Source organism: Mesorhizobium hunchu (genome assembly GCF_040081975.1).
Lineage (GTDB): Bacteria > Pseudomonadota > Alphaproteobacteria > Rhizobiales > Rhizobiaceae > Mesorhizobium > Mesorhizobium hunchu.
Map to the genome: position 1 here is coordinate 322,441 of NZ_JBEBMG010000005.1, position 20,820 is coordinate 343,260.

27 protein-coding genes are annotated in these 20,820 nt (G+C 63.5%); 6 read left to right on the forward strand and 21 right to left on the reverse strand.

What is annotated here, in order from left to right; genetic code table 11:
- Nucleotides 1-16: 16 nt before the first annotated feature.
- The 18 genes from rplE to rpsL all read right to left on the reverse strand — a co-directional run bounded on the left by rplE (nucleotide 17) and on the right by rpsL (nucleotide 10,949).
- Nucleotides 17-589 carry a 50S ribosomal protein L5 gene (gene rplE / locus ABMA46_RS11895; protein WP_348999570.1) on the reverse strand — a complete coding sequence of 191 codons (573 nt, stop codon included), beginning with the start codon at nucleotides 587-589 and terminating at the stop codon, nucleotides 17-19.
- The gene (rplX, locus tag ABMA46_RS11900) at nucleotides 582-896 is read right to left on the reverse strand and encodes a 50S ribosomal protein L24 (protein ID WP_348999571.1); all 315 of its coding nucleotides are present in this window, start codon (nucleotides 894-896) and stop codon (nucleotides 582-584) included. Before rplX ends, rplE begins: the two co-directional genes overlap by 8 nt.
- Before the next feature lie 12 nt (nucleotides 897-908).
- Nucleotides 909-1,277 (reverse strand): 50S ribosomal protein L14, encoded by a 369-nt coding sequence (gene rplN / locus ABMA46_RS11905; protein WP_024924768.1) that lies wholly within the window; start codon nucleotides 1,275-1,277, stop codon nucleotides 909-911.
- 67 nt (nucleotides 1,278-1,344) lie between these two features.
- Nucleotides 1,345-1,605 (reverse strand): 30S ribosomal protein S17, encoded by a 261-nt coding sequence (gene rpsQ / locus ABMA46_RS11910; protein ID WP_348999573.1) that lies wholly within the window; start codon nucleotides 1,603-1,605, stop codon nucleotides 1,345-1,347.
- An 11-nt stretch (nucleotides 1,606-1,616) separates the two neighbouring features.
- Nucleotides 1,617-1,817, reverse strand: a complete 201-nt coding sequence (gene rpmC, locus ABMA46_RS11915; RefSeq protein ID WP_348999574.1) for a 50S ribosomal protein L29 — start codon at nucleotides 1,815-1,817, stop codon at nucleotides 1,617-1,619.
- 11 nt (nucleotides 1,818-1,828) lie between these two features.
- Entirely contained in the window at nucleotides 1,829-2,242 is a 414-nt protein-coding gene (gene rplP / locus ABMA46_RS11920; protein WP_348999575.1) for a 50S ribosomal protein L16, read from the reverse strand.
- Nucleotides 2,243-2,269: 27 nt separating this feature from the next.
- The gene (gene rpsC / locus ABMA46_RS11925) at nucleotides 2,270-2,989 is read right to left on the reverse strand and encodes a 30S ribosomal protein S3 (protein WP_348999577.1); all 720 of its coding nucleotides are present in this window, start codon (nucleotides 2,987-2,989) and stop codon (nucleotides 2,270-2,272) included.
- Nucleotides 2,989-3,378, reverse strand: coding sequence for a 50S ribosomal protein L22 (rplV, locus tag ABMA46_RS11930; RefSeq protein WP_348999579.1), 390 nt, complete (start codon nucleotides 3,376-3,378; stop codon nucleotides 2,989-2,991). The genes rpsC and rplV overlap by 1 nt, the downstream gene beginning before the upstream one ends.
- A 2-nt stretch (nucleotides 3,379-3,380) precedes the next feature.
- Complete coding sequence (gene rpsS / locus ABMA46_RS11935; protein ID WP_035032279.1) at nucleotides 3,381-3,659, reverse strand: 30S ribosomal protein S19; 279 nt, start codon at nucleotides 3,657-3,659, stop codon at nucleotides 3,381-3,383.
- Nucleotides 3,660-3,675: 16 nt separating this feature from the next.
- Nucleotides 3,676-4,509, reverse strand: a complete 834-nt coding sequence (gene rplB, locus ABMA46_RS11940; RefSeq protein WP_348999580.1) for a 50S ribosomal protein L2 — start codon at nucleotides 4,507-4,509, stop codon at nucleotides 3,676-3,678.
- Between the two features lie 19 nt (nucleotides 4,510-4,528).
- Nucleotides 4,529-4,822, reverse strand: coding sequence for a 50S ribosomal protein L23 (locus ABMA46_RS11945; protein WP_348999582.1), 294 nt, complete (start codon nucleotides 4,820-4,822; stop codon nucleotides 4,529-4,531).
- The gene (gene rplD, locus ABMA46_RS11950; protein WP_348999584.1) at nucleotides 4,819-5,439 is read right to left on the reverse strand and encodes a 50S ribosomal protein L4; all 621 of its coding nucleotides are present in this window, start codon (nucleotides 5,437-5,439) and stop codon (nucleotides 4,819-4,821) included. The genes ABMA46_RS11945 and rplD overlap by 4 nt, the downstream gene beginning before the upstream one ends.
- Nucleotides 5,439-6,173: a 50S ribosomal protein L3 gene (rplC, locus tag ABMA46_RS11955; RefSeq protein ID WP_348999586.1), complete on the reverse strand. Its 735-nt coding sequence runs from the start codon at nucleotides 6,171-6,173 to the stop codon at nucleotides 5,439-5,441. The genes rplD and rplC overlap by 1 nt, the downstream gene beginning before the upstream one ends.
- 111 nt (nucleotides 6,174-6,284) lie before the next feature.
- Entirely contained in the window at nucleotides 6,285-6,593 is a 309-nt protein-coding gene (gene rpsJ / locus ABMA46_RS11960; protein ID WP_007066362.1) for a 30S ribosomal protein S10, read from the reverse strand.
- 74 nt (nucleotides 6,594-6,667) lie between these two features.
- A complete protein-coding gene (gene tuf / locus ABMA46_RS11965) occupies nucleotides 6,668-7,843 on the reverse strand; it encodes an elongation factor Tu (protein WP_348999588.1) in 1,176 nt (391 codons plus the stop codon).
- Nucleotides 7,844-7,919: 76 nt separating this feature from the next.
- Nucleotides 7,920-10,010, reverse strand: coding sequence for an elongation factor G (fusA, locus tag ABMA46_RS11970; protein ID WP_348999589.1), 2,091 nt, complete (start codon nucleotides 10,008-10,010; stop codon nucleotides 7,920-7,922).
- Between the two features lie 30 nt (nucleotides 10,011-10,040).
- Entirely contained in the window at nucleotides 10,041-10,511 is a 471-nt protein-coding gene (gene rpsG, locus ABMA46_RS11975; protein WP_348999591.1) for a 30S ribosomal protein S7, read from the reverse strand.
- Between the two features lie 66 nt (nucleotides 10,512-10,577).
- Nucleotides 10,578-10,949 carry a 30S ribosomal protein S12 gene (gene rpsL, locus ABMA46_RS11980; RefSeq protein ID WP_348999593.1) on the reverse strand — a complete coding sequence of 124 codons (372 nt, stop codon included), beginning with the start codon at nucleotides 10,947-10,949 and terminating at the stop codon, nucleotides 10,578-10,580.
- A gap of 464 nt (nucleotides 10,950-11,413) precedes the next feature.
- Between rpsL and ABMA46_RS11985 the strand changes: the two genes are divergently transcribed.
- Complete coding sequence (locus ABMA46_RS11985; protein WP_348999594.1) at nucleotides 11,414-11,707, forward strand: transcriptional regulator; 294 nt, start codon at nucleotides 11,414-11,416, stop codon at nucleotides 11,705-11,707.
- A 119-nt stretch (nucleotides 11,708-11,826) separates the two neighbouring features.
- Here the strand turns inward: ABMA46_RS11985 and ABMA46_RS11990 are convergent, their stop codons facing one another.
- Nucleotides 11,827-12,024: a hypothetical protein gene (locus tag ABMA46_RS11990; RefSeq protein WP_348999596.1), complete on the reverse strand. Its 198-nt coding sequence runs from the start codon at nucleotides 12,022-12,024 to the stop codon at nucleotides 11,827-11,829.
- Between the two features lie 253 nt (nucleotides 12,025-12,277).
- On the opposite strand from ABMA46_RS11990, the gene ABMA46_RS11995 reads away from it, so the two are divergent.
- From ABMA46_RS11995 to ABMA46_RS12010, 4 genes are all read left to right on the forward strand, one after another.
- On the forward strand, nucleotides 12,278-13,687 hold the full coding sequence (locus ABMA46_RS11995) for a PTS galactitol transporter subunit IIC (protein WP_348999598.1): 1,410 nt from the start codon (nucleotides 12,278-12,280) through the stop codon (nucleotides 13,685-13,687).
- Between the two features lie 10 nt (nucleotides 13,688-13,697).
- Nucleotides 13,698-14,162, forward strand: a complete 465-nt coding sequence (locus tag ABMA46_RS12000) for a PTS sugar transporter subunit IIA (protein WP_348999599.1) — start codon at nucleotides 13,698-13,700, stop codon at nucleotides 14,160-14,162.
- A 17-nt stretch (nucleotides 14,163-14,179) separates the two neighbouring features.
- Nucleotides 14,180-14,467 carry a PTS sugar transporter subunit IIB gene (locus tag ABMA46_RS12005; RefSeq protein WP_348999601.1) on the forward strand — a complete coding sequence of 96 codons (288 nt, stop codon included), beginning with the start codon at nucleotides 14,180-14,182 and terminating at the stop codon, nucleotides 14,465-14,467.
- Between the two features lie 130 nt (nucleotides 14,468-14,597).
- Nucleotides 14,598-15,533: a Gfo/Idh/MocA family protein gene (locus tag ABMA46_RS12010; protein WP_348999603.1), complete on the forward strand. Its 936-nt coding sequence runs from the start codon at nucleotides 14,598-14,600 to the stop codon at nucleotides 15,531-15,533.
- Here ABMA46_RS12010 and ABMA46_RS12015 read toward each other — a convergent pair.
- Complete coding sequence (locus tag ABMA46_RS12015) at nucleotides 15,524-16,060, reverse strand: methylated-DNA--[protein]-cysteine S-methyltransferase (protein WP_348999604.1); 537 nt, start codon at nucleotides 16,058-16,060, stop codon at nucleotides 15,524-15,526. The two genes, ABMA46_RS12010 and ABMA46_RS12015, sit on opposite strands and share 10 nt — an antisense overlap.
- A 49-nt stretch (nucleotides 16,061-16,109) precedes the next feature.
- Between ABMA46_RS12015 and ABMA46_RS12020 the strand changes: the two genes are divergently transcribed.
- Nucleotides 16,110-16,505 (forward strand): DUF982 domain-containing protein, encoded by a 396-nt coding sequence (locus ABMA46_RS12020; protein ID WP_348999606.1) that lies wholly within the window; start codon nucleotides 16,110-16,112, stop codon nucleotides 16,503-16,505.
- 83 nt (nucleotides 16,506-16,588) lie between these two features.
- Here ABMA46_RS12020 and rpoC read toward each other — a convergent pair whose 3' ends face one another.
- The gene (rpoC, locus tag ABMA46_RS12025) at nucleotides 16,589-20,785 is read right to left on the reverse strand and encodes a DNA-directed RNA polymerase subunit beta' (RefSeq protein WP_348999607.1); all 4,197 of its coding nucleotides are present in this window, start codon (nucleotides 20,783-20,785) and stop codon (nucleotides 16,589-16,591) included.
- Nucleotides 20,786-20,820: the final 35 nt, after the last annotated feature.

Consider the following 20,820-nt stretch of genomic DNA (forward strand, 5'->3'; position numbering starts at 1 on the left):
CCTTTGTTCGCTGCCGTTACTGCCGGAAGGGGAAGTTGAAGGCCTTGAGCAGCGCTCTCGCCTCGTCATCCGTCTTGGCAGTCGTACAAACGACGATGTCCATGCCCCAGATCTGATCGACCTTGTCGTAGTTGATCTCCGGGAACACGATGTGTTCCTTGATGCCCATGGCATAGTTGCCACGGCCATCGAAGCTCTTCGGGTTCAGGCCGCGGAAGTCGCGAACGCGCGGCAGCGCGATGTTGACCAGGCGGTCGAGGAACTCGTACATGCGCTCCTGGCGCAGCGTCACCTTGGTGCCGATCGGCATGCCTTCGCGCACCTTGAAGGTGGCGATCGACTTGCGCGCGCGGGTGACGACGGCCTTCTGGCCGGCGATCAGCGCCAGATCCTCGGCGGCGACCGAAGGCTTCTTGGAATCGCCCGTGGCCTCGCCGACGCCCATGTTCAGCACGATCTTCTCGATGCGCGGAATCTGCATCTCGTTGTCGTACTTGAACTCTTCCTGCAGCGCCTTCTTGATGGTCTCGTTGTAGACCTTCTTCAGGCGCGGCGTGTTGTTGGCTTGTGCCTGTGCTGCCTTAGCCATTGATCGTTTCTCCCGAGCGCTTGGCAAAGCGCACCTTCTTGCCGTCCTTCTCGAACTTGAAGCCGACACGGGTCGGCTTGCCGTCCTTGGGGTCGGCCAGTGCGATGTTCGAAAGATGGATCGGCGCTTCCTTGCGGATCAGCCCGCCTTCCTGCGTCTGGGACTGGCGCTGATGGCGGACGATCATGTTGATGCCGCGCACGAGCGCGGTGTCTTCCTTCGGCTGCACGGACAGGACTTCGCCGGAGCGGCCCTTGTCCTTGCCGGAAAGCACGACGACCTTGTCGCCTTTACGGATCTTCTGCATTTTTCCGGTTCCTTACAGCACTTCGGGCGCAAGCGAGATGATCTTCATGTGGTTCTTGGCGCGAAGCTCGCGCGGAACCGGGCCGAAGATACGCGTGCCCACCGGCTCTTTCTTGTTGTCGACGAGAACGGCCGCGTTCTTGTCGAAACGGATCACGCTGCCGTCGGGGCGGCGGATATCCTTGGCGGTACGCACGACAACCGCCTTCATCACGTCGCCCTTCTTCACGCGGCCGCGCGGAATGGCTTCCTTGATCGACACCACGATGATGTCGCCGACGGAGGCGTATTTCCGCTTCGAGCCGCCCAGCACCTTGATGCACATGACACGGCGCGCGCCGGAATTATCGGCAACGTCCAGGTTAGTTTGCATCTGAATCATGACTGGCCGCCTTCTTCTTCTCTATCGGGAGAGGCCTCGCCCCTCCCCGGTCTGTCCAAAATCCGGTTCACGCCTTGGCTTCGATCTGCTCGGCCTGGGCGTCCGTCAGCACGACCCAGCGCTTGTCCCTGGAAATCGGAGCCGATTCCTGGATGAACACCGTGTCGCCGACCTTGTGGGCATTGTCTTCGTCGTGAGCCTTGTACTTCTTCGACATGCGCACGGTCTTCTTCATCACCGGATGGGTGAAGCGACGCTCGACCTTGACGACAACCGTCTTCTCGTTCTTGTCGCTGACGACGGTGCCCTGCAGAATGCGCTTTGGCATGATCTTCGTCCTTATGCCTTCTTGCCGGCCGATTTTTCGGCGGCGATGGTCTTGATGCGCGCGATGTCGCGGCGAACCTGCTTGACGCGCGCCGTCTTCTCGAGCTGGCCCGTGGCCTTCTGGAAGCGCAGGTTGAACTGTTCCTTCTTCAGCGCGGCGAGGTCGTCGGCGAGCTGATCCTGCGTCTTCGTACGGAGTTCTTCGGATTTCATGGTCAGCTTCCTTATTCCGCGATGCGCTGCACGAAGCGGGTCCGCACCGAGAGCTTGGCGGCGCCCAGGCGCAGCGCCTCGCGGGCAATCTCCTCGGAGACGCCGTCGATCTCGAACATGATGCGGCCGGGCTTGACGCGGCAGGCCCAGTAGTCGATCGCGCCCTTGCCCTTGCCCATGCGGACTTCGGTCGGCTTTGCGGTCACCGGAACGTCCGGGAACACGCGGATCCAAACGCGACCGGCGCGCTTCATCTCGCGGGTGATCGCGCGGCGGGCCGCCTCGATCTCACGCGCCGTGACGCGGTTCGGCTCCAGCGCCTTCAGCCCGTAGCCACCGAAATCCAGGTTGGTGCCGCCCTTGGCGACGCCGTGGATACGGCCCTTGAACTGCTTGCGGAACTTTGTGCGCTTTGGCTGCAGCATCTTACTTGCTCCAAATTCTCATATGTCTCAGGCGTTCTCGCGACGGCGGGCGCCAGAGCGCTCGCCGCCATGCGAGTGATCGCCCTCGGTGGCGCGACGTTCCGAAGCCATCGGATCGTGCTCGAGGATTTCACCCTTGAAGACCCAGACCTTGACGCCGCAGATGCCATAGGCGGTCTGCGCCTCGGCCGTTCCGTAGTCGACGTCGGCGCGCAGCGTGTGCAGCGGCACCCGGCCCTCTCGGTACCACTCCATGCGCGCGATTTCGGCACCGCCGAGACGGCCGGAGCAGTTGATGCGGATGCCCTCGGCGCCGAGACGCATGGCCGACTGCACGGCGCGCTTCATGGCACGACGGAAGGCGATGCGGCGCTCGAGCTGCTGGGCGATCGACTGTGCGACCAGCGTCGCATCGATCTCCGGCTTCCGCACCTCGACGATGTTCAGGTGCGTCTCCGACTTCGTCATCTCGGTCAGCTTCCTGCGAAGCTTCTCGATGTCGGCGCCCTTCTTTCCGATGATGAGGCCCGGACGCGCCGCGTGGATGGTGACGCGGCACTTCTTGTGAGGACGCTCGATCACGATCTTGGAGATGGCGGCCTGCTTCAGCTCCTTCTCAAGATACTCGCGGATCTTCAGGTCCTCGTGCAGCAGCTTGCCGTACTCGCCGGTGTTCGCGTACCAGCGCGAATCCCAGGTGCGGTTGATGCCGAGACGGAACCCGATCGGATTGATCTTCTGGCCCATTATGCGGCCTCCCCTTTTTCCTCGACCTCACGAACGACGATCGTGAGGTGCGAAAACGGCTTCTCGATGCGGCTGGCGCGACCACGGCCACGAGCGTGGAAACGCTTCATGACGATGGACTTGCCGACATAGGCCTCGGCCACGATCAGCGAGTCGACATCGAGGTCGTGGTTGTTCTCGGCATTGGCGATCGCCGATTCCAGCGTCTTCTTGACGGTCTCGGAGATGCGCTTGCGCGAGAACTCCAGATCGTTGAGCGCAGCCGCCACCTTCTTGCCGCGGATCAGCGCGGCAACCAGGTTCAGCTTCTGCGGGCTGACGCGGATCGTACGGAGGACCGCACGCGCCTCGTTGTCAGCAAGCCTGCGCGGAGCTTTGGCCTTGCCCATCGTTACTTCCTCTTCGCCTTCTTGTCCGCGCCGTGGCCGTAATAGGTACGGGTCGGAGCGAACTCACCGAACTTGTGGCCGACCATGTCCTCGTTCACGGAGACCGGGACGTGCTTCTGGCCGTTATAGACACCGAAGGTGAGGCCGACGAACTGCGGCAGGATGGTGGAGCGGCGGCTCCACATCTTGATCACCTCGTTGCGACCACCTTCCCGGACCTTGTCTGCCTTCTTGAGCAGATAGCCGTCGATGAAGGGGCCTTTCCAAACTGAACGGGTCACTTTCAGCTACCTCTTCTTAGCTCTTGCGCGCGTGGCGCGAGCGCACGATGAATTTGTCGGTCGACTTGTTGGAGCGCGTGCGCTTGCCCTTCGTCGGCTTGCCCCACGGGGTCACCGGATGGCGACCGCCGGAGGTACGGCCCTCGCCGCCGCCGTGCGGGTGATCGACCGGGTTCATCACGACGCCGCGATTGTGCGGACGCTTGCCGCGCCAGACGGTGCGGCCGGCCTTGCCGTCGTTGATGTTGCCGTGGTCGGGGTTCGACACGGCGCCGACGGTCGCGAAGCACGAACCATGCACGATGCGCTGCTCACCGGAGTTGAGGCGCAGGATCGCCATGCCCTGATCGCGACCGACAAGCTGCGCGTAAGCGCCCGCGGAACGCGCGACCTGGCCGCCCTTGCCGGGCTTCAGTTCGATATTGTGCACGATCGTTCCGACCGGCATCGCCGACAGCGGCATCGCATTGCCGGGCTTCACGTCGACCGAGGCGCCGGCCACCACCTTGTCGCCCGCCTGCAAACGCTGCGGCGCGATGATGTAGTTCAGCTCACCGTCCTCGTACTTGATCAGGGCGATGAAGGCCGTCCGGTTCGGATCGTATTCGAGACGCTCGACCGTGCCGACCACGTCGAACTTGCGACGCTTGAAGTCGATGATGCGGTACGAACGCTTGTGACCGCCGCCGATGAAGCGCGCGGTGATGCGACCGTAGTTGTTGCGACCACCGGACTTGGTCAGGCCCTCGGTCAGGCCCTTGACGGGCTTGCCCTTGTAGAGGCCCGAGCGGTCGACGATGACCAGCTGGCGGGTGCTCGGCGTTACGGGATTGAATTTCTTCAGTGCCATTGTTCTATCCTCGCGACCCTTAGAGACCCGTCGCGACGTCGATCGAATGGCCGTCGGCCAAAGTCACGACTGCCTTCTTGACGTCGCCCTGACGGCCGACCGTGCCGCGGAACCGCTTCACCTTGCCCTTGCGGACCAGCGTGTTGACGGCCGTGACCTTTACGTTGAACAGCGACTCGACAGCAGCCTTGATCTCCGGCTTCGACGCCTTCTTGGCGACGTTGAAGACCACCTGGTTCTGCTCGGACGCCATGGTCGACTTTTCGGTGATCGCCGGCGAGACGATCACGTCGTAATGACGAAGGTCGGTCATTTGAAGCGCTCCTCGAGGGCCTCGATCGCCGCCTTGGAAAGGACCAGCGTGCCGCGGCGCAGGATGTCGTAGACGTTGATGCCCTGGATCGGCAGGACATCGATGTTCGGGATGTTGGCCGCCGCCTTCTTGAAGCCCTGGTCGAGCTCGGCGCCGCCAATCACCAGCGCGTTGGTCAGGCCGAGCGCGGCGAGATTGGCGACCAGCGCCTTGGTCTTCGCCTCGGCCAGCTTCAACTCGTCGATCACGATGATCGACGACGCCTTAGCCTTGGCCGACAGCGCGTGCTTGAGGCCGAGTGCGCGGACCTTCTTCGGCAGATCGTGCTCATGGCTGCGGACGACCGGGCCATGCGCCTTGCCACCACCGCGGAACTGCGGGGCGCGAGCCGAATGGTGACGGGCGCGACCGGTGCCCTTCTGCTTGTACATCTTGGCGCCGGTGCGCGCGATGTCGGCGCGGCCCTTGGCCTGATGCGTGCCCTGCTGCTTCTTGGCAAGCTGCCAGCGCACGACGCGCTGCAGGATGTCCTCGCGCGGATCAAGGCCGAAGATCTCGTCGGAGAGCTTCACCTTGCCGGCGTCCTTGCCCGCGAGGGTGGTGATCTTGAGGTCCATTATTCAGCTCCCCCGTTGACCTGGGCTTCTGCGGCCGGGGCCTCGTTCTTGTCGGCAGCCTTGACACGGATCGCGGCAGGCTTCGGCGCATCGGCCGGAAGCGCGCTCTTGACTGCGTCGCGCACCAGGATCCAGGCACCCTTGGTGCCGGGAACGGCGCCGCGGATCAGAATCAGGCCGCGGTCGGCATCGGTGGAGACGACCTCGACGTTCTGCGTGGTGACGCGCTCGGCGCCCATGTGGCCGGCCATCTTCTTGCCCTTGAACACCTTGCCGGGGTCCTGGCGCTGGCCGGTCGAACCGGCGATGCGGTGCGACAGCGAGTTACCGTGGGTGGCGCGACCGCCGCCGAAATTGTGGCGCTTCATGACGCCCTGGAAGCCCTTGCCGGTGGAAGTGCCGGTGACGTCGACCTTCTGGCCGGGCACGAAGTGCTCGACGGTGATCTCGGCGCCGACCTCGAGCAGGTTCTCTTCCGACACGCGGAACTCGGCCAGCTTCGCCTTCGGCTCGACCGAGGCGGTGGCGAAATGGCCGCGCATGGCCTTCGACGTGTTCTTCACCTTGGCCAGGCCAACGCCGAGCTGAACGGCCGTGTAGCCATTCTTCTCCTGCGTGCGCTGAGCCACGACCTGGCAGTTCTCCATGCGGAGAACGGTGACGGGGACATGCTCGCCGGCATCGTTGTAGATGCGGGTCATGCCCACCTTCTGTGCAATCACTCCTGAACGCATCGGTTCATCTTCCTTCAGAGGAGCCACCGGGACGGACCCTCGGGCTCATGTCTTTTCCAGGTTTCCCTGTTCCAGGGCTTTCCGGGGCCACGCCCCTTCTGTTGTTTTGCCCTAGAGCTTGATCTCGACGTCCACGCCGGCGGCCAGGTCGAGCTTCATCAGCGCATCGACCGTCTGCGGGGTCGGGTCCACAATGTCGAGGAGACGCTTGTGGGTGCGCATCTCGAACTGCTCGCGGCTCTTCTTGTCGATGTGCGGCGAGCGGTTGACCGTGAACTTCTCGATCCGGGTCGGCAGCGGAATCGGGCCACGGACGTTCGCGCCGGTGCGCTTGGCCGTGGAGACGATCTCCCGCGTGGAAGCGTCGAGCACGCGGTGATCGAACGCTTTAAGTCGGATGCGGATATTCTGACCGTTCATCTCGTCATGTCCTTGTTCTGGCGCGGCGCGGGCGAAATCCCGCCCGCGACAGATCGATCTCTTCTTGCTCTTGCTTACTCGATGATGGAAGCGACGACGCCGGCGCCGACGGTGCGGCCGCCTTCACGGATGGCGAAGCGCAGCTTCTCTTCCATGGCAACCGGCACGATCAGTTCCACGTCGACCGTCACGTTGTCGCCGGGCATCACCATCTCCGTGCCCGCCGGCAGCGTCACGATGCCCGTCACGTCCGTCGTGCGGAAGTAGAACTGCGGACGGTAGTTGGTGAAGAACGGCGTGTGGCGACCGCCCTCGTCCTTGGTCAGGATGTAGGCCTCGGCCTTGAACTTCTTGTGCGGCTTCACCGAGCCCGGCTTGGCCAGGACCTGGCCGCGCTCGACACCTTCACGATCAACGCCGCGCAGCAGCGCGCCGATGTTGTCGCCCGCCTGGCCCTGGTCCAGCAGCTTGCGGAACATCTCGACGCCCGTGCACGTCGTCTTCGTCGTCGGGCGGATGCCGACGATCTCGAGTTCCTCACCCACCTTGACCACGCCGCGCTCGACGCGACCCGTCACCACCGTGCCGCGGCCCGAGATCGAGAACACGTCCTCGATCGGCATCAGGAACGGCATGTCGATCGGACGCTCCGGCGTCGGGATGTAGGCGTCGACCTCTTCCATCAGCTTGCGGATCGCGTTCTCGCCGATCTCCTTGTTCGAATCCTCGAGAGCGGCAAGCGCCGAGCCCTTGACGATCGGAATGTCGTCGCCGGGGAACTCGTACTTCGACAGAAGCTCGCGAACCTCGAGCTCGACCAGTTCCAGAAGCTCCGGATCGTCGACCTGGTCGACCTTGTTCAAAAACACCACGATCGCCGGGACGCCGACCTGGCGAGCCAACAGGATGTGCTCGCGCGTCTGCGGCATCGGGCCGTCGGCCGCCGACACCACCAGGATCGCGCCGTCCATCTGCGCAGCACCGGTGATCATGTTCTTCACATAGTCGGCGTGGCCGGGGCAGTCGACGTGCGCATAGTGACGCGAAGGCGTCTCGTATTCCACATGCGCCGTCGAGATGGTGATGCCGCGCGCCTTCTCCTCAGGAGCCGCGTCGATCTGGTCGTACGCCTTGAACTCCCCGAAGTACTTCGTGATCGCAGCCGTCAGCGACGTCTTGCCGTGGTCAACGTGACCAATCGTGCCAATGTTCACATGAGGCTTATTACGCTCGAATTTACCTTTTGCCATGTGAGGTCTCCATTTCCTGCTGCCCGTTCGGGCGTTGATTCAGTTTACCGGCGTACCATCCACCCTGTCGGGAGAATTACGCGTATTTCTTCTGGACTTCCTGGGCGACCGCGGTCGGCACCGGCTCGTAGTGGTCGAACTGCATCGTGTACTGGGCGCGGCCCTGCGACATCGAACGCAGATTGTCGACGTACTTGAACATGTTGGCGAGCGGCACCATCGCGTTGACGACGACGGCGACGCCGCGCGTCTCCTGGCCCTGGATCTGGCCACGGCGGCTGTTCAGGTCGCCGATGACGTTGCCGACATATTCTTCCGGCGTCACGACCTCGACCTTCATGATCGGCTCGAGAAGCTGGACACCGAGCTTCGGCGCCGCTTCCTTGAAGCACGCGCGGGACGCGATTTCGAACGCCAGGACCGAAGAGTCGACATCGTGGAACGCGCCGTCGATCAGCGTCGCCTTGACGCCGATCATCGGGAAGCCGGCGAACGGACCGGACCCCATGACGCTGTCGATGCCCTTCTCGACGCCCGGAATGTATTCCTTCGGCACCGCGCCGCCGACGATCTTGGATTCGAACACGAACTCTTCGCTCTCGGTGTTCGGCTCGAAGATGATCTTGACGCGGGCGAACTGGCCCGTGCCGCCGGTCTGCTTCTTGTGGGTGTAGTCCTGCTCGTGCGTGCGGGTGATCGTCTCGCGATAGGCCACCTGCGGCGCGCCGATATTGGCCTCGACCTTGAATTCGCGCTTCATGCGGTCGACGATGATGTCGAGGTGAAGCTCACCCATGCCGGCGATGATCGTCTGGCCGGACTCCTCGTCGGTCTTGACGCGGAAGGACGGATCCTCGGCGGCGAGGCGATGCAGCGCGAGGCCCATCTTCTCCTGGTCGCCCTTGGTCTTCGGCTCGATCGCGATCTGGATGACCGGGTCGGGGAACTCCATGCGCTCCAGGATCACCGGATGCACCGGATCGCAAAGCGTGTCGCCGGTGGTCGTGTCCTTGAGACCGGCCAGCGCGACGATATCGCCGGCAAAGGCTTCCTCGATGTCTTCGCGGGAGTTGGAATGCATCTGCAGCATACGGCCGATGCGCTCCTTCTTGCCCTTCACGGTGTTGTCCAGGGACGAACCCTTGGTGAGCTTGCCCGAGTAGATGCGCGCGAAGGTGAGCGAGCCGACGAAGGGGTCGTTCATGATCTTGAACGCCAGCATCGACAGCGGCTCGTTGTCGTCGGCATGACGCTCGATTTCCTTGTCGGTCTTGGCGTCCACGCCCTTGATGGCAGGAACGTCGACCGGCGACGGCAGGAAGTCGACGACGGCGTCGAGCAGCGGCTGCACGCCCTTGTTCTTGAAGGCCGAGCCACAGAACATCGGGAAGAATTTCACCGCGATCGTGCCCTTGCGGATCAGGGCGCGGATCGTATCGTTGTCGGGCAGATTGCCTTCGAGGTAATTGTTCATCGCGTCGTCGTCCATCTCGACGGCGGCCTCGATGAGCTTCTCGCGATATTCCTCGGCCCTTGCCTTGAGATCGGCAGGGATCTCGACGACGTCCCAGGCGGCGCCCAGCGACTCGTCACGCCATACCAGCGCATTCATCTCGATCAGGTCGACGACGCCGGCGAACTCGCTTTCGGCGCCGATCGGCAGCTGCATGACGACGGCCTGCGCGCCGAGGCGCGAGCCGATCATCTCGACCGAGCGGTAGAAGTCGGCGCCGATCTTGTCCATCTTGTTGCAGAAGATCATGCGCGGCACGTGGTACTTGTCCGCCTGGCGCCAGACCGTCTCGGTCTGCGGCTCGACACCGGCGTTGGCGTCGAGCAGCGCGATGGCGCCGTCGAGCACGCGCAGCGAGCGCTCCACCTCGATGGTGAAGTCGACGTGGCCGGGGGTGTCGATGATGTTGAAGCGGCGCATCTTGCCGTCACGACCCTTCCAGAAGGTCGTGGTGGCGGCGGACGTGATGGTGATGCCGCGCTCCTGCTCCTGCTCCATCCAGTCCATGGTGGCGGCACCGTCGTGGACTTCGCCGATCTTGTGCGACTTGCCCGTATAATAGAGCACGCGCTCGGTCGTCGTCGTCTTGCCGGCGTCGATATGCGCCATGATGCCGAAGTTGCGGTAGTCTTCGATTTTATATTCGCGGGCCATGGTGGATGCCTCTCTCGTCTCGCCTGCGCTTTACCAGCGGTAATGCGCAAAAGCGCGGTTGGCCTCTGCCATCTTGTGGGTGTCTTCACGCTTCTTGACGGCGGTGCCGCGGTTGTTGGCCGCGTCCATCAGCTCGCCCGAGAGGCGGTCGACCATGGTGGTCTCGTTGCGGTTGCGCGCGGCCGAGATCAGCCAGCGGATCGCGAGGGCCTGGCGGCGCTCCGGACGCACATCGACCGGCACCTGATAGGTGGCGCCACCGACGCGGCGCGAACGGACTTCAACGTGCGGCGCGACATTGTCGAGCGCCTGATGGAAGACCGCGACCGGCTCCTGCTTGGTCTTGGACTGCACCTGGTCGAGCGCGCCATAGACGATGGTCTCGGCGACCGACTTCTTGCCGTCGTACATGACGGCGTTCATGAACTTGGTGATAACCAGATCGCCGAACTTCGGATCCGGGTTGATCTCACGCTTTTCTGCACTGTGGCGACGGGACATGTCGTTGTCTCTCTTGTCTCTCTGGCCCGACGCTTCAAAACAAAAAGCGCCGAAGCCGGGGAACCCTTACTTCGGACGCTTGGCACCGTATTTGGAGCGGCGCTGCTTGCGGTTCTTGACGCCCTGGGTGTCGAGAACGCCGCGGATGATGTGGTAGCGCACACCCGGAAGGTCCTTGACGCGACCGCCACGGATCATCACCACCGAGTGCTCCTGGAGGTTATGCCCCTCGCCCGGAATGTAGCCGATCACCTCGAAGCCATTGGTCAGACGAATCTTCGCGACCTTGCGCAGCGCCGAGTTCGGCTTCTTCGGCGTCGTGGTGTAGACGCGCGTGCAGACGCCCCGCTTCTGCGGGTTCTGCTGCATGGCCGGAACCTTGTTGCGCGTCGCCGGCGCCTTACGCGGCTTGCGGATCAGCTGGTTAACGGTAGGCATTAAACCTTCCTTCTCAATCTCAATCTCGTGTCGGGAGCCGTTTCCAGCCCGTTTTGAACGCCATTGCCATGCGCGAAGTCGGGCAAAAAACCGCCTTCTTGCGGTTCCGCCCGAACAAAAGCAGAGGAAGCGTCAGGCGCTTCATGCATGCCGGCAATGTCAATCGCTCGTAAAACGAACCCTGTTTGAGGCAAACTCCGGAACGCGTCGTTCCGGACCGAAAGCCTCACATCGGCTCAGACGAGGCGGCTTCTACCCGCAACCCCGTAATGCGTCAAGCCCGCCGCGCCAAATATTGCTACGAAACCGGCGGCCGGCTGCCATGCGCGCGACGCATGTAATATTCTTTCGCCGCCTCGCAAGGACGCAGAAGAAAGTAACCCGCTTTTTCCTGTCGCCGTCCGGTCAATCGTGCGAAAAGGCCCGATGACCACGCCTCGATGGGGAATCGGAGGAATCAGCCGGTGAACGATAACTCGCAGGACGACGCGGAACACCCGGTGACCATCATCACGGGCCGGGTCTGGAAGCGCAAGGGCGGCACGCCCGAGGGGGTGCACGTCATGCTGGTCGCGCCCGACGACGATTCGGCGGTCCGCAAGGCGCTGGACGCCCTGGCGACCGAGGGCTACGCCGAAGCCGAACTCGATCAGATCGGCGAGATGGAGGGCGAGCCGGAAGACGAGCCGCACCTGTCGGCCTATCAGGGCGCGCTGGAGGGCGAAGTCTCGATCGTCACGTTCGACGAGCCTTTCTGAGCACGCCCTCTTCTGGGCGCACACGAGACCGCGACGCCGCCGCGGCGGAATTTACGCCAGCGCCCGACCATCGAATCGATAGCGCCAGATTTTCCTTGAAGGGAACTTCGCTCTGACGGTCAGGACGCAAGCGACCTGAACCGATCATCGGCGGCGATCGAATTCAACAGGCGGCACATGAGCAGCGCCTTCTCGCGAGGAAGACCGGTCAGATGGTTCTGCAAATATTGCGCCGGCTGCCCGTTCGCCGAATCCCAGACCATCCAGGTATTGCTGGGCTCCATCAGGCATTCGAACCGTTCCTGCCGCTTCGACAATTTCCCGTCTCCTCGTCTGGGCGAGGTCCTTAAGGCGGCACTCCTTAACGAGTTCCTAGCCGGTATAAAAAGGACGGAATTGGGCTGATATCGGAATTGAGCGCGAAAGCGCTTGGCAAGCGGTTACGCCGCCCGCGCCTGTGGAAATGCGAAAGCCCGCAAATTGACAGGTTTGTTGCGACATCCTACTTTTGTGCAGGGTGATCGACAAATGTTCTCGATGGACAGTCGCGAGCCCATCGGGAGGGAAATCATGGACACATTTCTGAGCGGCCTGAAGGCTGCCGTCGACACTTTGGGCGCAACGGTGCTGCTGCCCATCGTTATCTTCATCATAGCTGTCATTCTCGGCGCCAAGGCCGGCAAGGCGTTCCGCGCCGCCGTCACCATCGGCGTCGCATTCATCGGCATCAACCTTGTGCTGGGCCTGATGCTGGGCTCCATCGGCGACGTGGCGCAGGCCATCGTCACCAATACGGGCATCCATCGCGATATCGTCGATGTCGGCTGGCCGTCGGCCGCGGCGATCGCCTTCGGTTCGTCGGTGGGCCTCTGGGTCATCCCGATCGCCATCGCCGTCAACGTCGTGCTGCTGCTCACCAAAATGACCCGCACGCTCAATGTCGACGTCTGGAACTTCTGGCATTTCGCTTTCGTCGGCTCGCTCGCGACCGCAGCCACCGGCAGCCTGGGTTACGGACTGGTGGTCGCGGCGCTGATGGCCGCGCTCGGCCTGCTCTTCGCCGACTGGTCGGCGCGCGCGGTCCAGAAGTTCTACGGCGTGCCCGGTGTTTCCGTCCCGCATCTTGCGTCGGCGCAGATCCTGCCGGTCGCCATCATCATCAACTGGATCATCGAGCGCATCCCCGGCATCAACAGGATCGACATCTCCACGGAGACCATCGAAAAGCGCTTCGGCGTATTCGGGGAGCCGGTCGTTCTCGGCCTCATCATCGGCCTGGTGCTGGGCGCAATCGGCTACTACAACGCCGGCGATTTCGGAACCGTCGTCTCCAAGGTGTTGCAGACGGGCATGACGCTGGCTGCCGCCATGATGCTCTTGCCGCGCATGGTCAAGATCCTGATGGAAGGCCTGCTGCCGGTATCCGAAGCCGCGCATGAATTCGTCCGGAAGCGGGCCGGCGACCGCGAACTGCTCGTGGGCCTCGATTCGGCCATCCTGATCGGTCACCCGGCGGCGATCTCGTCCTCGCTGATCCTGGTGCCGATCGCCATCGTCCTGTCGATCATCCTGCCGGGCAACCGCGTCATCCTCTTCGCGGACCTTGCCGTCATCCCGTTCATCGTGGCGCTGACGGCGCCGCTGCTGCGCGGCAACGTGTTCCGCATGGTCATCGTCGGCACGGTGACGCTGGCCGCCGGCTTCTACGTCGCCAACGCCCTGGCTCCCCTCTTCACCAGCGCGGCGGTCTCGTCGGGCTTCAAGATGCCGGAGAACGCGGTCCAGATCACCTCGGTCGTGGACGGGTTCCTCTGGATTTCCTATGTGGTGATCGAGTTCGTCCAGACCCTCGGCGTGATCGGCCTCGTCCTGATGGCGCTCATCATCGCCGCCTGCTTCTGGCTCTACCACCGCAACACCGCGGCCTGGGAACGCGCGGCCGGCGCGGAGGACGAACCCGAAGCAACACCTGCGGAGTAGCATCAGGGACATGAGCGACACCCTTGCCAGCACCATCAACCCGGAGGCGATCGCCCTCGGCGTAACTGCCTCGACCGGCGAGGAGGTAATCCGCCTCCTCGCCGGCAGGCTGGAGAAGCTGGGTTATGTGCGGCCGACCTACGCGGATGCGGTGGTGGCGAGGGAAGCGAAAATGCCGACCGGCCTGCCGGTCGGCCGTGACGCGAATGTCGCGGTTCCGCATACGGACCCGCAGCATGTCATCAGGCCGGGCGTCGCCGTCGCCACGCTTGCCCGGCCGGTCGCCTTCGCCAGCATGGAAGACCCGGATGAAGACGTGCCCGTCGGGCTCGTCTTCATGCTCGCCATCAACGACAAGGATCGCCAGATCGACATGCTGCAGCAGATCATGGAGATCGTCCAATCGCCCGAGAAGATCGACGCGCTCATGCGGACCGCAGAGAGCCGCGACGTATTCGAAATCCTGGGCCAATAAGAGAATCGGGGGGAAAAATGAGCATCAAGAAGACTGTTCTGTTCGCCTGCGGGACCGGTATCGCCACCTCTACCGTCGTCTCCAACGCCGTGGTCGAAGCCATGAAGGACCGCGGCATCGCTATCGACGCGCGCCAGTGCAAGACGACCGAAGTGCGCTCTTCGCTGGGCGGGGTCGACATGATCGTGTCCACCACGCAGCTTCCTGCCGATCTTGGCGTTCCGGCCATCACCACCCTCGCCTTCCTGACGGGACTGGGCAAAGCCGAAGCGCTCGACAAGATCGAGGCGGTGCTGCGGAAATAAGACGCCGCGCTCGCAGGCTTCAAGGATTTCCGTTCGATTCCTCCGCGAGCTTCTTCACAGTGCGGACGGCTTGGCGTAAGGGTGTCGCCCTGCCCGGCACGATGGCCGAGGCGTCACAATCGAGGAATCCATGCCTGAAAGTTCGGCCCCCATCGCGCTCGGCATCGTCGGCGTCGGCAAGATCGTGCGCGACCAGCACCTGCCGGCGCTCGCGAAGGACGGCAACTATCGGCTGATCGCCGCCGCCAGCCGCCACGGTAAGGTGGACGGCATCGCAAATTTCCCCTCGATCGAGGCGATGCTGGAGGCCACGCCGGAACTCGACGCCGTTTCGCTGTGCATGCCGCCGCAGTTCCGCCATGACGCCGCGCGGACCGCGATCGACGCCGGCAAGCATGTCTTCCTGGAGAAGCCGCCCGGCGCGACCGTCAGCGAGGTCGAACACCTGAAGGCGCTGGCGGCGGCAAAAGGCGTGTCTCTGTTCGCAAGCTGGCACTCGCGCTACGCGCCGGCGGTCGAGGCCGCGCGCGCCTTCCTCGCCTCCACGCGGCTGCGCTCGGCCGCCATCAACTGGAAGGAAGACGTGCGCCGCTGGCACCCGAACCAGGAATGGATATGGCAGGCAGGCGGCTTCGGCGTCTTCGATCCCGGCATCAACGCGCTCTCGATCGCCACGCATATCCTGCCGGCGATGTTCATTGCCGAGGCCGTGCTGGATTTCCCCGAGAACCGGGACGCGCCGGTCGCCGCTCATATCGTCTTCCGCACGGCGGACGGAATGAGCGTGCCGATGGAACTCGATTGGCTCCAGACCGGCCCGCAAAGCTGGGACATCCTTGCCGAGACGGATGACGGCTCGATGGTTCTGTCCAGCGGAGGCGCGAAACTGGCCCTCGACGGCAGGATCGTCCACGAGGAGCCGGAAGCCGAATATCCGATGCTCTATCGCCACTTTGCCGAGATCGTGCGCGCGGGCACCTCGGATGTCGACCTTGCGCCGTTGCAGCATGTTGCGGACGCGTTCATGCTGGGCCGGCGCAACGTGGTGGAAGCATTCTACGACTGAGAGGCGTGCCGCTGTTCGTGATCGAGCAGCCAGCGCTTTCGCCACAGGCCGCCGCCATAATCGATGAGCGCGCCGTCCGCGCCGACCAGCCGGTGGCAAGGAACGACGATGGCCAGAGGATTAGCACCATTGGCATGGCCGACCGCCCTCGCCGCCTGGGGTCTGCCCAGCGATGCGGCGAAAGCACCGTAGGCGAGCGGCTTGCCGGGCGGAACCGTTCGCAACGCCGTCCATAATCCGGTTTGAAAGGGCGTGCCGGACAATTCCGCGTCGATCGCCTCCAGAGCCCTCAATTCGCCGTCGAAATAGCGATTGAAAGCGCGCTCGACGCCAGACGGCAGCACCCCGTCGCTCAACGCCTGCCGATTCCCTCCAGTCCGTTTGCGCAGCCACTGCTGAATGCGGCCATCGCAGTCGGCGAACTCCGCCATGCACAAACGGCCATCCCGCGCGACGAGCATCAGGCCGCCGAGCGGCGTCTCGATCGTCTGGCGGACAAAAGGGCTGGGTTGGCCGGGATTCGTCATTGGATGCCATCTTAACGAGACGGCTTCCAGCCGCCACCCGAAACCACGCATGACGGACTCACGAAGATTTCTCGCACCGCTGAAAATAAAGCCGCGGCAGGCGGCAACCCGGACAGAGCTGGCGCGTTGTCAGGCGGGCATTCAAATCCGGAGAAATTTCATGACCGCCAGGCCGTTTTCTCGACCCGTGCCGATCTTCGTCGGTTTGGGCTTCCCATATGACGTCGAAAATGCCTGGCAGGCCTGCCAATTCCTGATCGAATGGAGTGGCTCGCGTGGCCCTGCCCATGCCGCGGCGCTCGCACGCTGCCGCAGCACCAGCGCCGGCGAAGGGGAAACGGCGCAGTTGGCATTCGAGGCTTTCGCGCGCAAGGCCGGCATTCTCGCGCCGGAGGCGATCGAGACGGCTATCGCCGATGCGGCCAAGGATTGGCTGCCGGTCTGACATAGTCGCCTCCCGCACGCCTCCCAAGGCAAAAAAAGAAGGGGCCCCACGAGGCCCCTTCTTCTTCTCTATTCACAGACCGCTCACTCGGCGGCGTTGGTCATGTCCGCCAGCATCGGATCCGCCGTCTCGGCACCGCTCGTCTTGCGGCGCTCGTCGAGGATGAGCTCGTCGCGATGCGTCGCGATGCGACGGATCTGGCTCATCTGGCCACCGGTGCCGGCCGGGATCAGACGGCCGACGATGACGTTCTCCTTGAGGCCCTGCAGCGTGTCGGTCTTGCCGGCGACCGCCGCCTCGGTGAGAACGCGCGTGGTCTCCTGGAACGACGCGGCCGAGATGAACGACGGCGTCTGCAGCGAGGCCTTGGTGATGCCGAGCAGAACCGGCTGGCCGGCCGCGGGCTTCTTGCCTTCCTCGATCAGGCGGTCGTTGACTTCGTCCAGTTCGATCACGTCGACATGATCGCCCGGGATGTAGGTCGAGTCGCCCTGCTCGGTGATCTCCACCTTCTGCAGCATCTGGCGCACGATCACCTCGATGTGCTTGTCGTTGATCGACACGCCCTGCAACCGGTAGACCTCCTGGATCTCGTTGACGAGATAGGAGGCAAGCGCCTCCACGCCCTTGATCGCCAGGATGTCGTGCGGGGCCGGATTGCCGTCGAGGATGTAGTCGCCCTTCTCGATGACGTCGCCGTCCTGGAGATGGAACGGCTTGCCCTTCGGGATCAGGTACTCCACCGGCTCCAGCGTCGAGTCATGCGGCTCGATGATGATGCGGCGCTTGTTCTTGTAATCGCGGCCGAAGCGGATCGTGCCATCGATCTCGGCGATGATGGCATGGTCCTTCGGACGGCGAGCCTCGAACAATTCCGCGACGCGCGGCAGACCACCGGTGATGTCCTTGGTCTTGGCGCTTTCCATCGGGATACGCGCCAGCACGTCGCCCGGCTTCACATGAGCGCCCGGCTCGACCGAGAGGATGGCCTCGACGGAGAGCAGGAAGCGCGCATCGCCGCCCTTCGACAGCTTTGCGACCTTGCCCTTGGCGTCCTGCACCACGATGGCCGGCTTGAGATCCGAGCCGCGCGGCGTCGAGCGCCAGTCGATGACCTCACGCTTGGTGATACCGGTGGACTCGTCGGCCGTCTCCTGCACGGAGATGCCGTCGACCAGATCCTCGAACTCGGCCCGGCCCTCGACCTCGGTGAGGATCGGACGGGTGTAAGGATCCCACTCGGCGATGCGCTGGCCGCGCTTCACCTTGTCGCCCTCATCCACGAAGATACGCGAACCGTAGGTGACGCGGTGCGTGGCGCGCTCTTTGCCGGCCTCGTCGAGGATCAGCACCGCCATGTTGCGGCCCATCACCACGAGATGACCTTCGGAATTGCGGACCACGTTGCGGTTGCGGATCTGCACCGTGCCCTCATACGAGGCTTCCAGGAACGACGAGTCGACGACCTGCGCCGTGCCGCCCATGTGGAAGGTACGCATGGTGAGCTGAGTGCCCGGCTCGCCGATCGACTGCGCCGCGATGACGCCGACGGCCTCGCCCTGGTTGACGGGCGTGCCGCGTGCCAGGTCGCGACCGTAGCACACCGCGCACACGCCCACCCGCACTTCGCAGGTCAGCGCCGAGCGGATGCGCACGGTCTGGATGCCGGCCTTCTCGATCTGCTCCACGTCGCGCTCGTCCATCAGCTTGCCGGCCTCGACGATGACCTCGCCGGAAACCGGATGGTTGATGTCCTCGAGCGCCGTGCGGCCGAGGATACGCTGGCCGAGCGAGGCGACGATCTGACCGGCATCCACGATCGGCTGCATGGTCAGGCCCTTGTCCGTCCCGCAATCCAGCGAGTTGACGATGCAGTCTTGCGCCACGTCGACGAGACGGCGGGTCAGGTAGCCCGAGTTCGCCGTCTTCAAGGCGGTGTCGGCCAGACCCTTGCGGGCGCCGTGGGTCGAGTTGAAGTACTCGAGAACGGTGAGGCCTTCCTTGAAGTTGGAGATGATCGGCGTCTCGATGATCTCGCCGGACGGCTTGGCCATCAGGCCGCGCATACCGGCAAGCTGGCGCATCTGCGTGGGCGAGCCACGCGCGCCGGAGTGCGACATCATGTAGATCGAATTCATCGGCTTCTGGCGGCCGTTGTCGTCGAACTCGACCGCCTTGATGCGGCCCATCATCTCGTCGGCGACCTTCTCCGAGCACTTGGCCCAGGCGTCCACGACCTTGTTGTACTTCTCGCCCTGGGTGATCAGGCCATCATTGTACTGCTGCTCGTACTCCTTGGCCAAAGCCTCGGTGTCGGCCACCAGCTTCGCCTTGGTGTCCGGGATCAGCATGTCGTCCTTGCCGAACGAGATGCCGGCGCGGCAGGCATGGCCGAAGCCGAGCGCCATGATGCGGTCGCAGAAGATCACGGTCTCCTTCTGGCCGCAGTGGCGGTAGACGGTATCGATCATCTTGGAGATGTTCTTCTTGGTCATCTCCTGGTTGGCGGTGTCGAACGGCACGTTGACGTTCTTCGGCAGAAGCTCGCCGATGATCATGCGGCCGGGCGTGGTGTCGTAGATCTTCGACACTTCGTTGCCATCCGCGTCGACCGTCTTGAAGCGGCCCTTGATCTTGGCGTGCAGAGTAACGGCCTTGGTCTCCAGCGCATGCTGCAGCTCGCCCATGTCGGCGAACACCATGCCCTCTCCCGGCTCGTTCTGGTTGACGATCGAGAGATAGTAGAGACCCAGAACCATATCCTGCGACGGCACGATGATCGGCGCGCCGGAAGCCGGATGCAGGATGTTGTTGGTCGACATCATCAGCACGCGAGCTTCGAGCTGCGCTTCCAGCGACAGCGGCACGTGCACCGCCATCTGGTCGCCGTCGAAATCGGCGTTGAAGGCCGTGCAGACCAGCGGGTGAAGCTGGATCGCCTTGCCCTCGATCAGGGTCGGCTCGAACGCCTGGATGCCGAGACGGTGCAGCGTCGGCGCGCGGTTCAGGAGAACCGGATGCTCGCGGATGACCTCGTCGAGGATATCCCAGACTTCCGGACGCTCCTTCTCGACCAGCTTCTTCGCCTGCTTGACGGTCGAGGAATATCCCTTGGCGTCGAGGCGGGCGTAGATGAAGGGCTTGAACAGCTCCAGCGCCATCTTCTTCGGCAGGCCGCACTGGTGCAGCTTCAGTTCCGGGCCGGTGACGATGACCGAGCGGCCGGAATAGTCGACGCGCTTGCCGAGCAGGTTCTGGCGGAACCGGCCCTGCTTGCCCTTGAGCATGTCGGACAGCGACTTCAGTGGGCGCTTGTTGGCGCCGGTGATGACACGTCCCCTGCGACCGTTGTCGAACAGGGCGTCGACCGCTTCCTGCAACATGCGCTTTTCGTTGCGCACGATGATGCCGGGCGCGCGAAGCTCGATCAGGCGCTTCAGGCGGTTGTTGCGGTTGATGACGCGGCGGTAGAGATCGTTCAGGTCGGACGTCGCGAAACGGCCGCCGTCCAGCGGGACCAGCGGACGCAGGTCCGGCGGGATCACCGGGACGACCTTCATGATCATCCACTCGGGACGGTTGCCCGACTCCATGAAGTTCTCGACCACCTTGAGGCGCTTGAGCAGCTTCTTCTGCTTCAGTTCCGAGGTCGTGGACGCCAGTTCCGAACGCAGGTCACCCGCGATCTTCTCCAGATCCATTCCGGCCAGCAGGTCATGAATGGCCTCGGCGCCGATCATGGCGGTGAAGGAATCCTCGCCATACTCGTCGACGGCCAGCATGTACTCCTCTTCGGAGAGAAGCTGGTTCTCCTTCAGCGCGGTGAGGCCGGGCTCGGTGACGATGTAGTTCTCGAAGTAGAGGACGCGCTCGATGTCCTTCAGCGTCATGTCGAGCAGCGTGCCGATGCGGCTCGGCAGCGACTTCAGGAACCAGATATGCGCGACCGGGGCGGCCAGTTCGATATGGCCCATGCGCTCGCGGCGCACACGCGACAGCGTGACCTCGACGCCGCACTTCTCGCAGATGACGCCCTTGTACTTCATGCGCTTGTACTTGCCGCACAGGCACTCGTAGTCCTTGATCGGGCCGAAGATGCGCGCGCAGAACAGGCCGTCACGCTCGGGCTTGAACGTGCGGTAGTTGATGGTCTCCGGCTTCTTGATCTCGCCGAACGACCAGGACAGGATCTTTTCAGGCGACGCGAGCGAGATGCGGATCGAATCGAACACCTGCGCAGGCGCCTGCGAATTGAAGAGATTCATGACCTCTTGGTTCATGCCATTCTCCTTGTCGGGGTTCTCGATAACCCCTC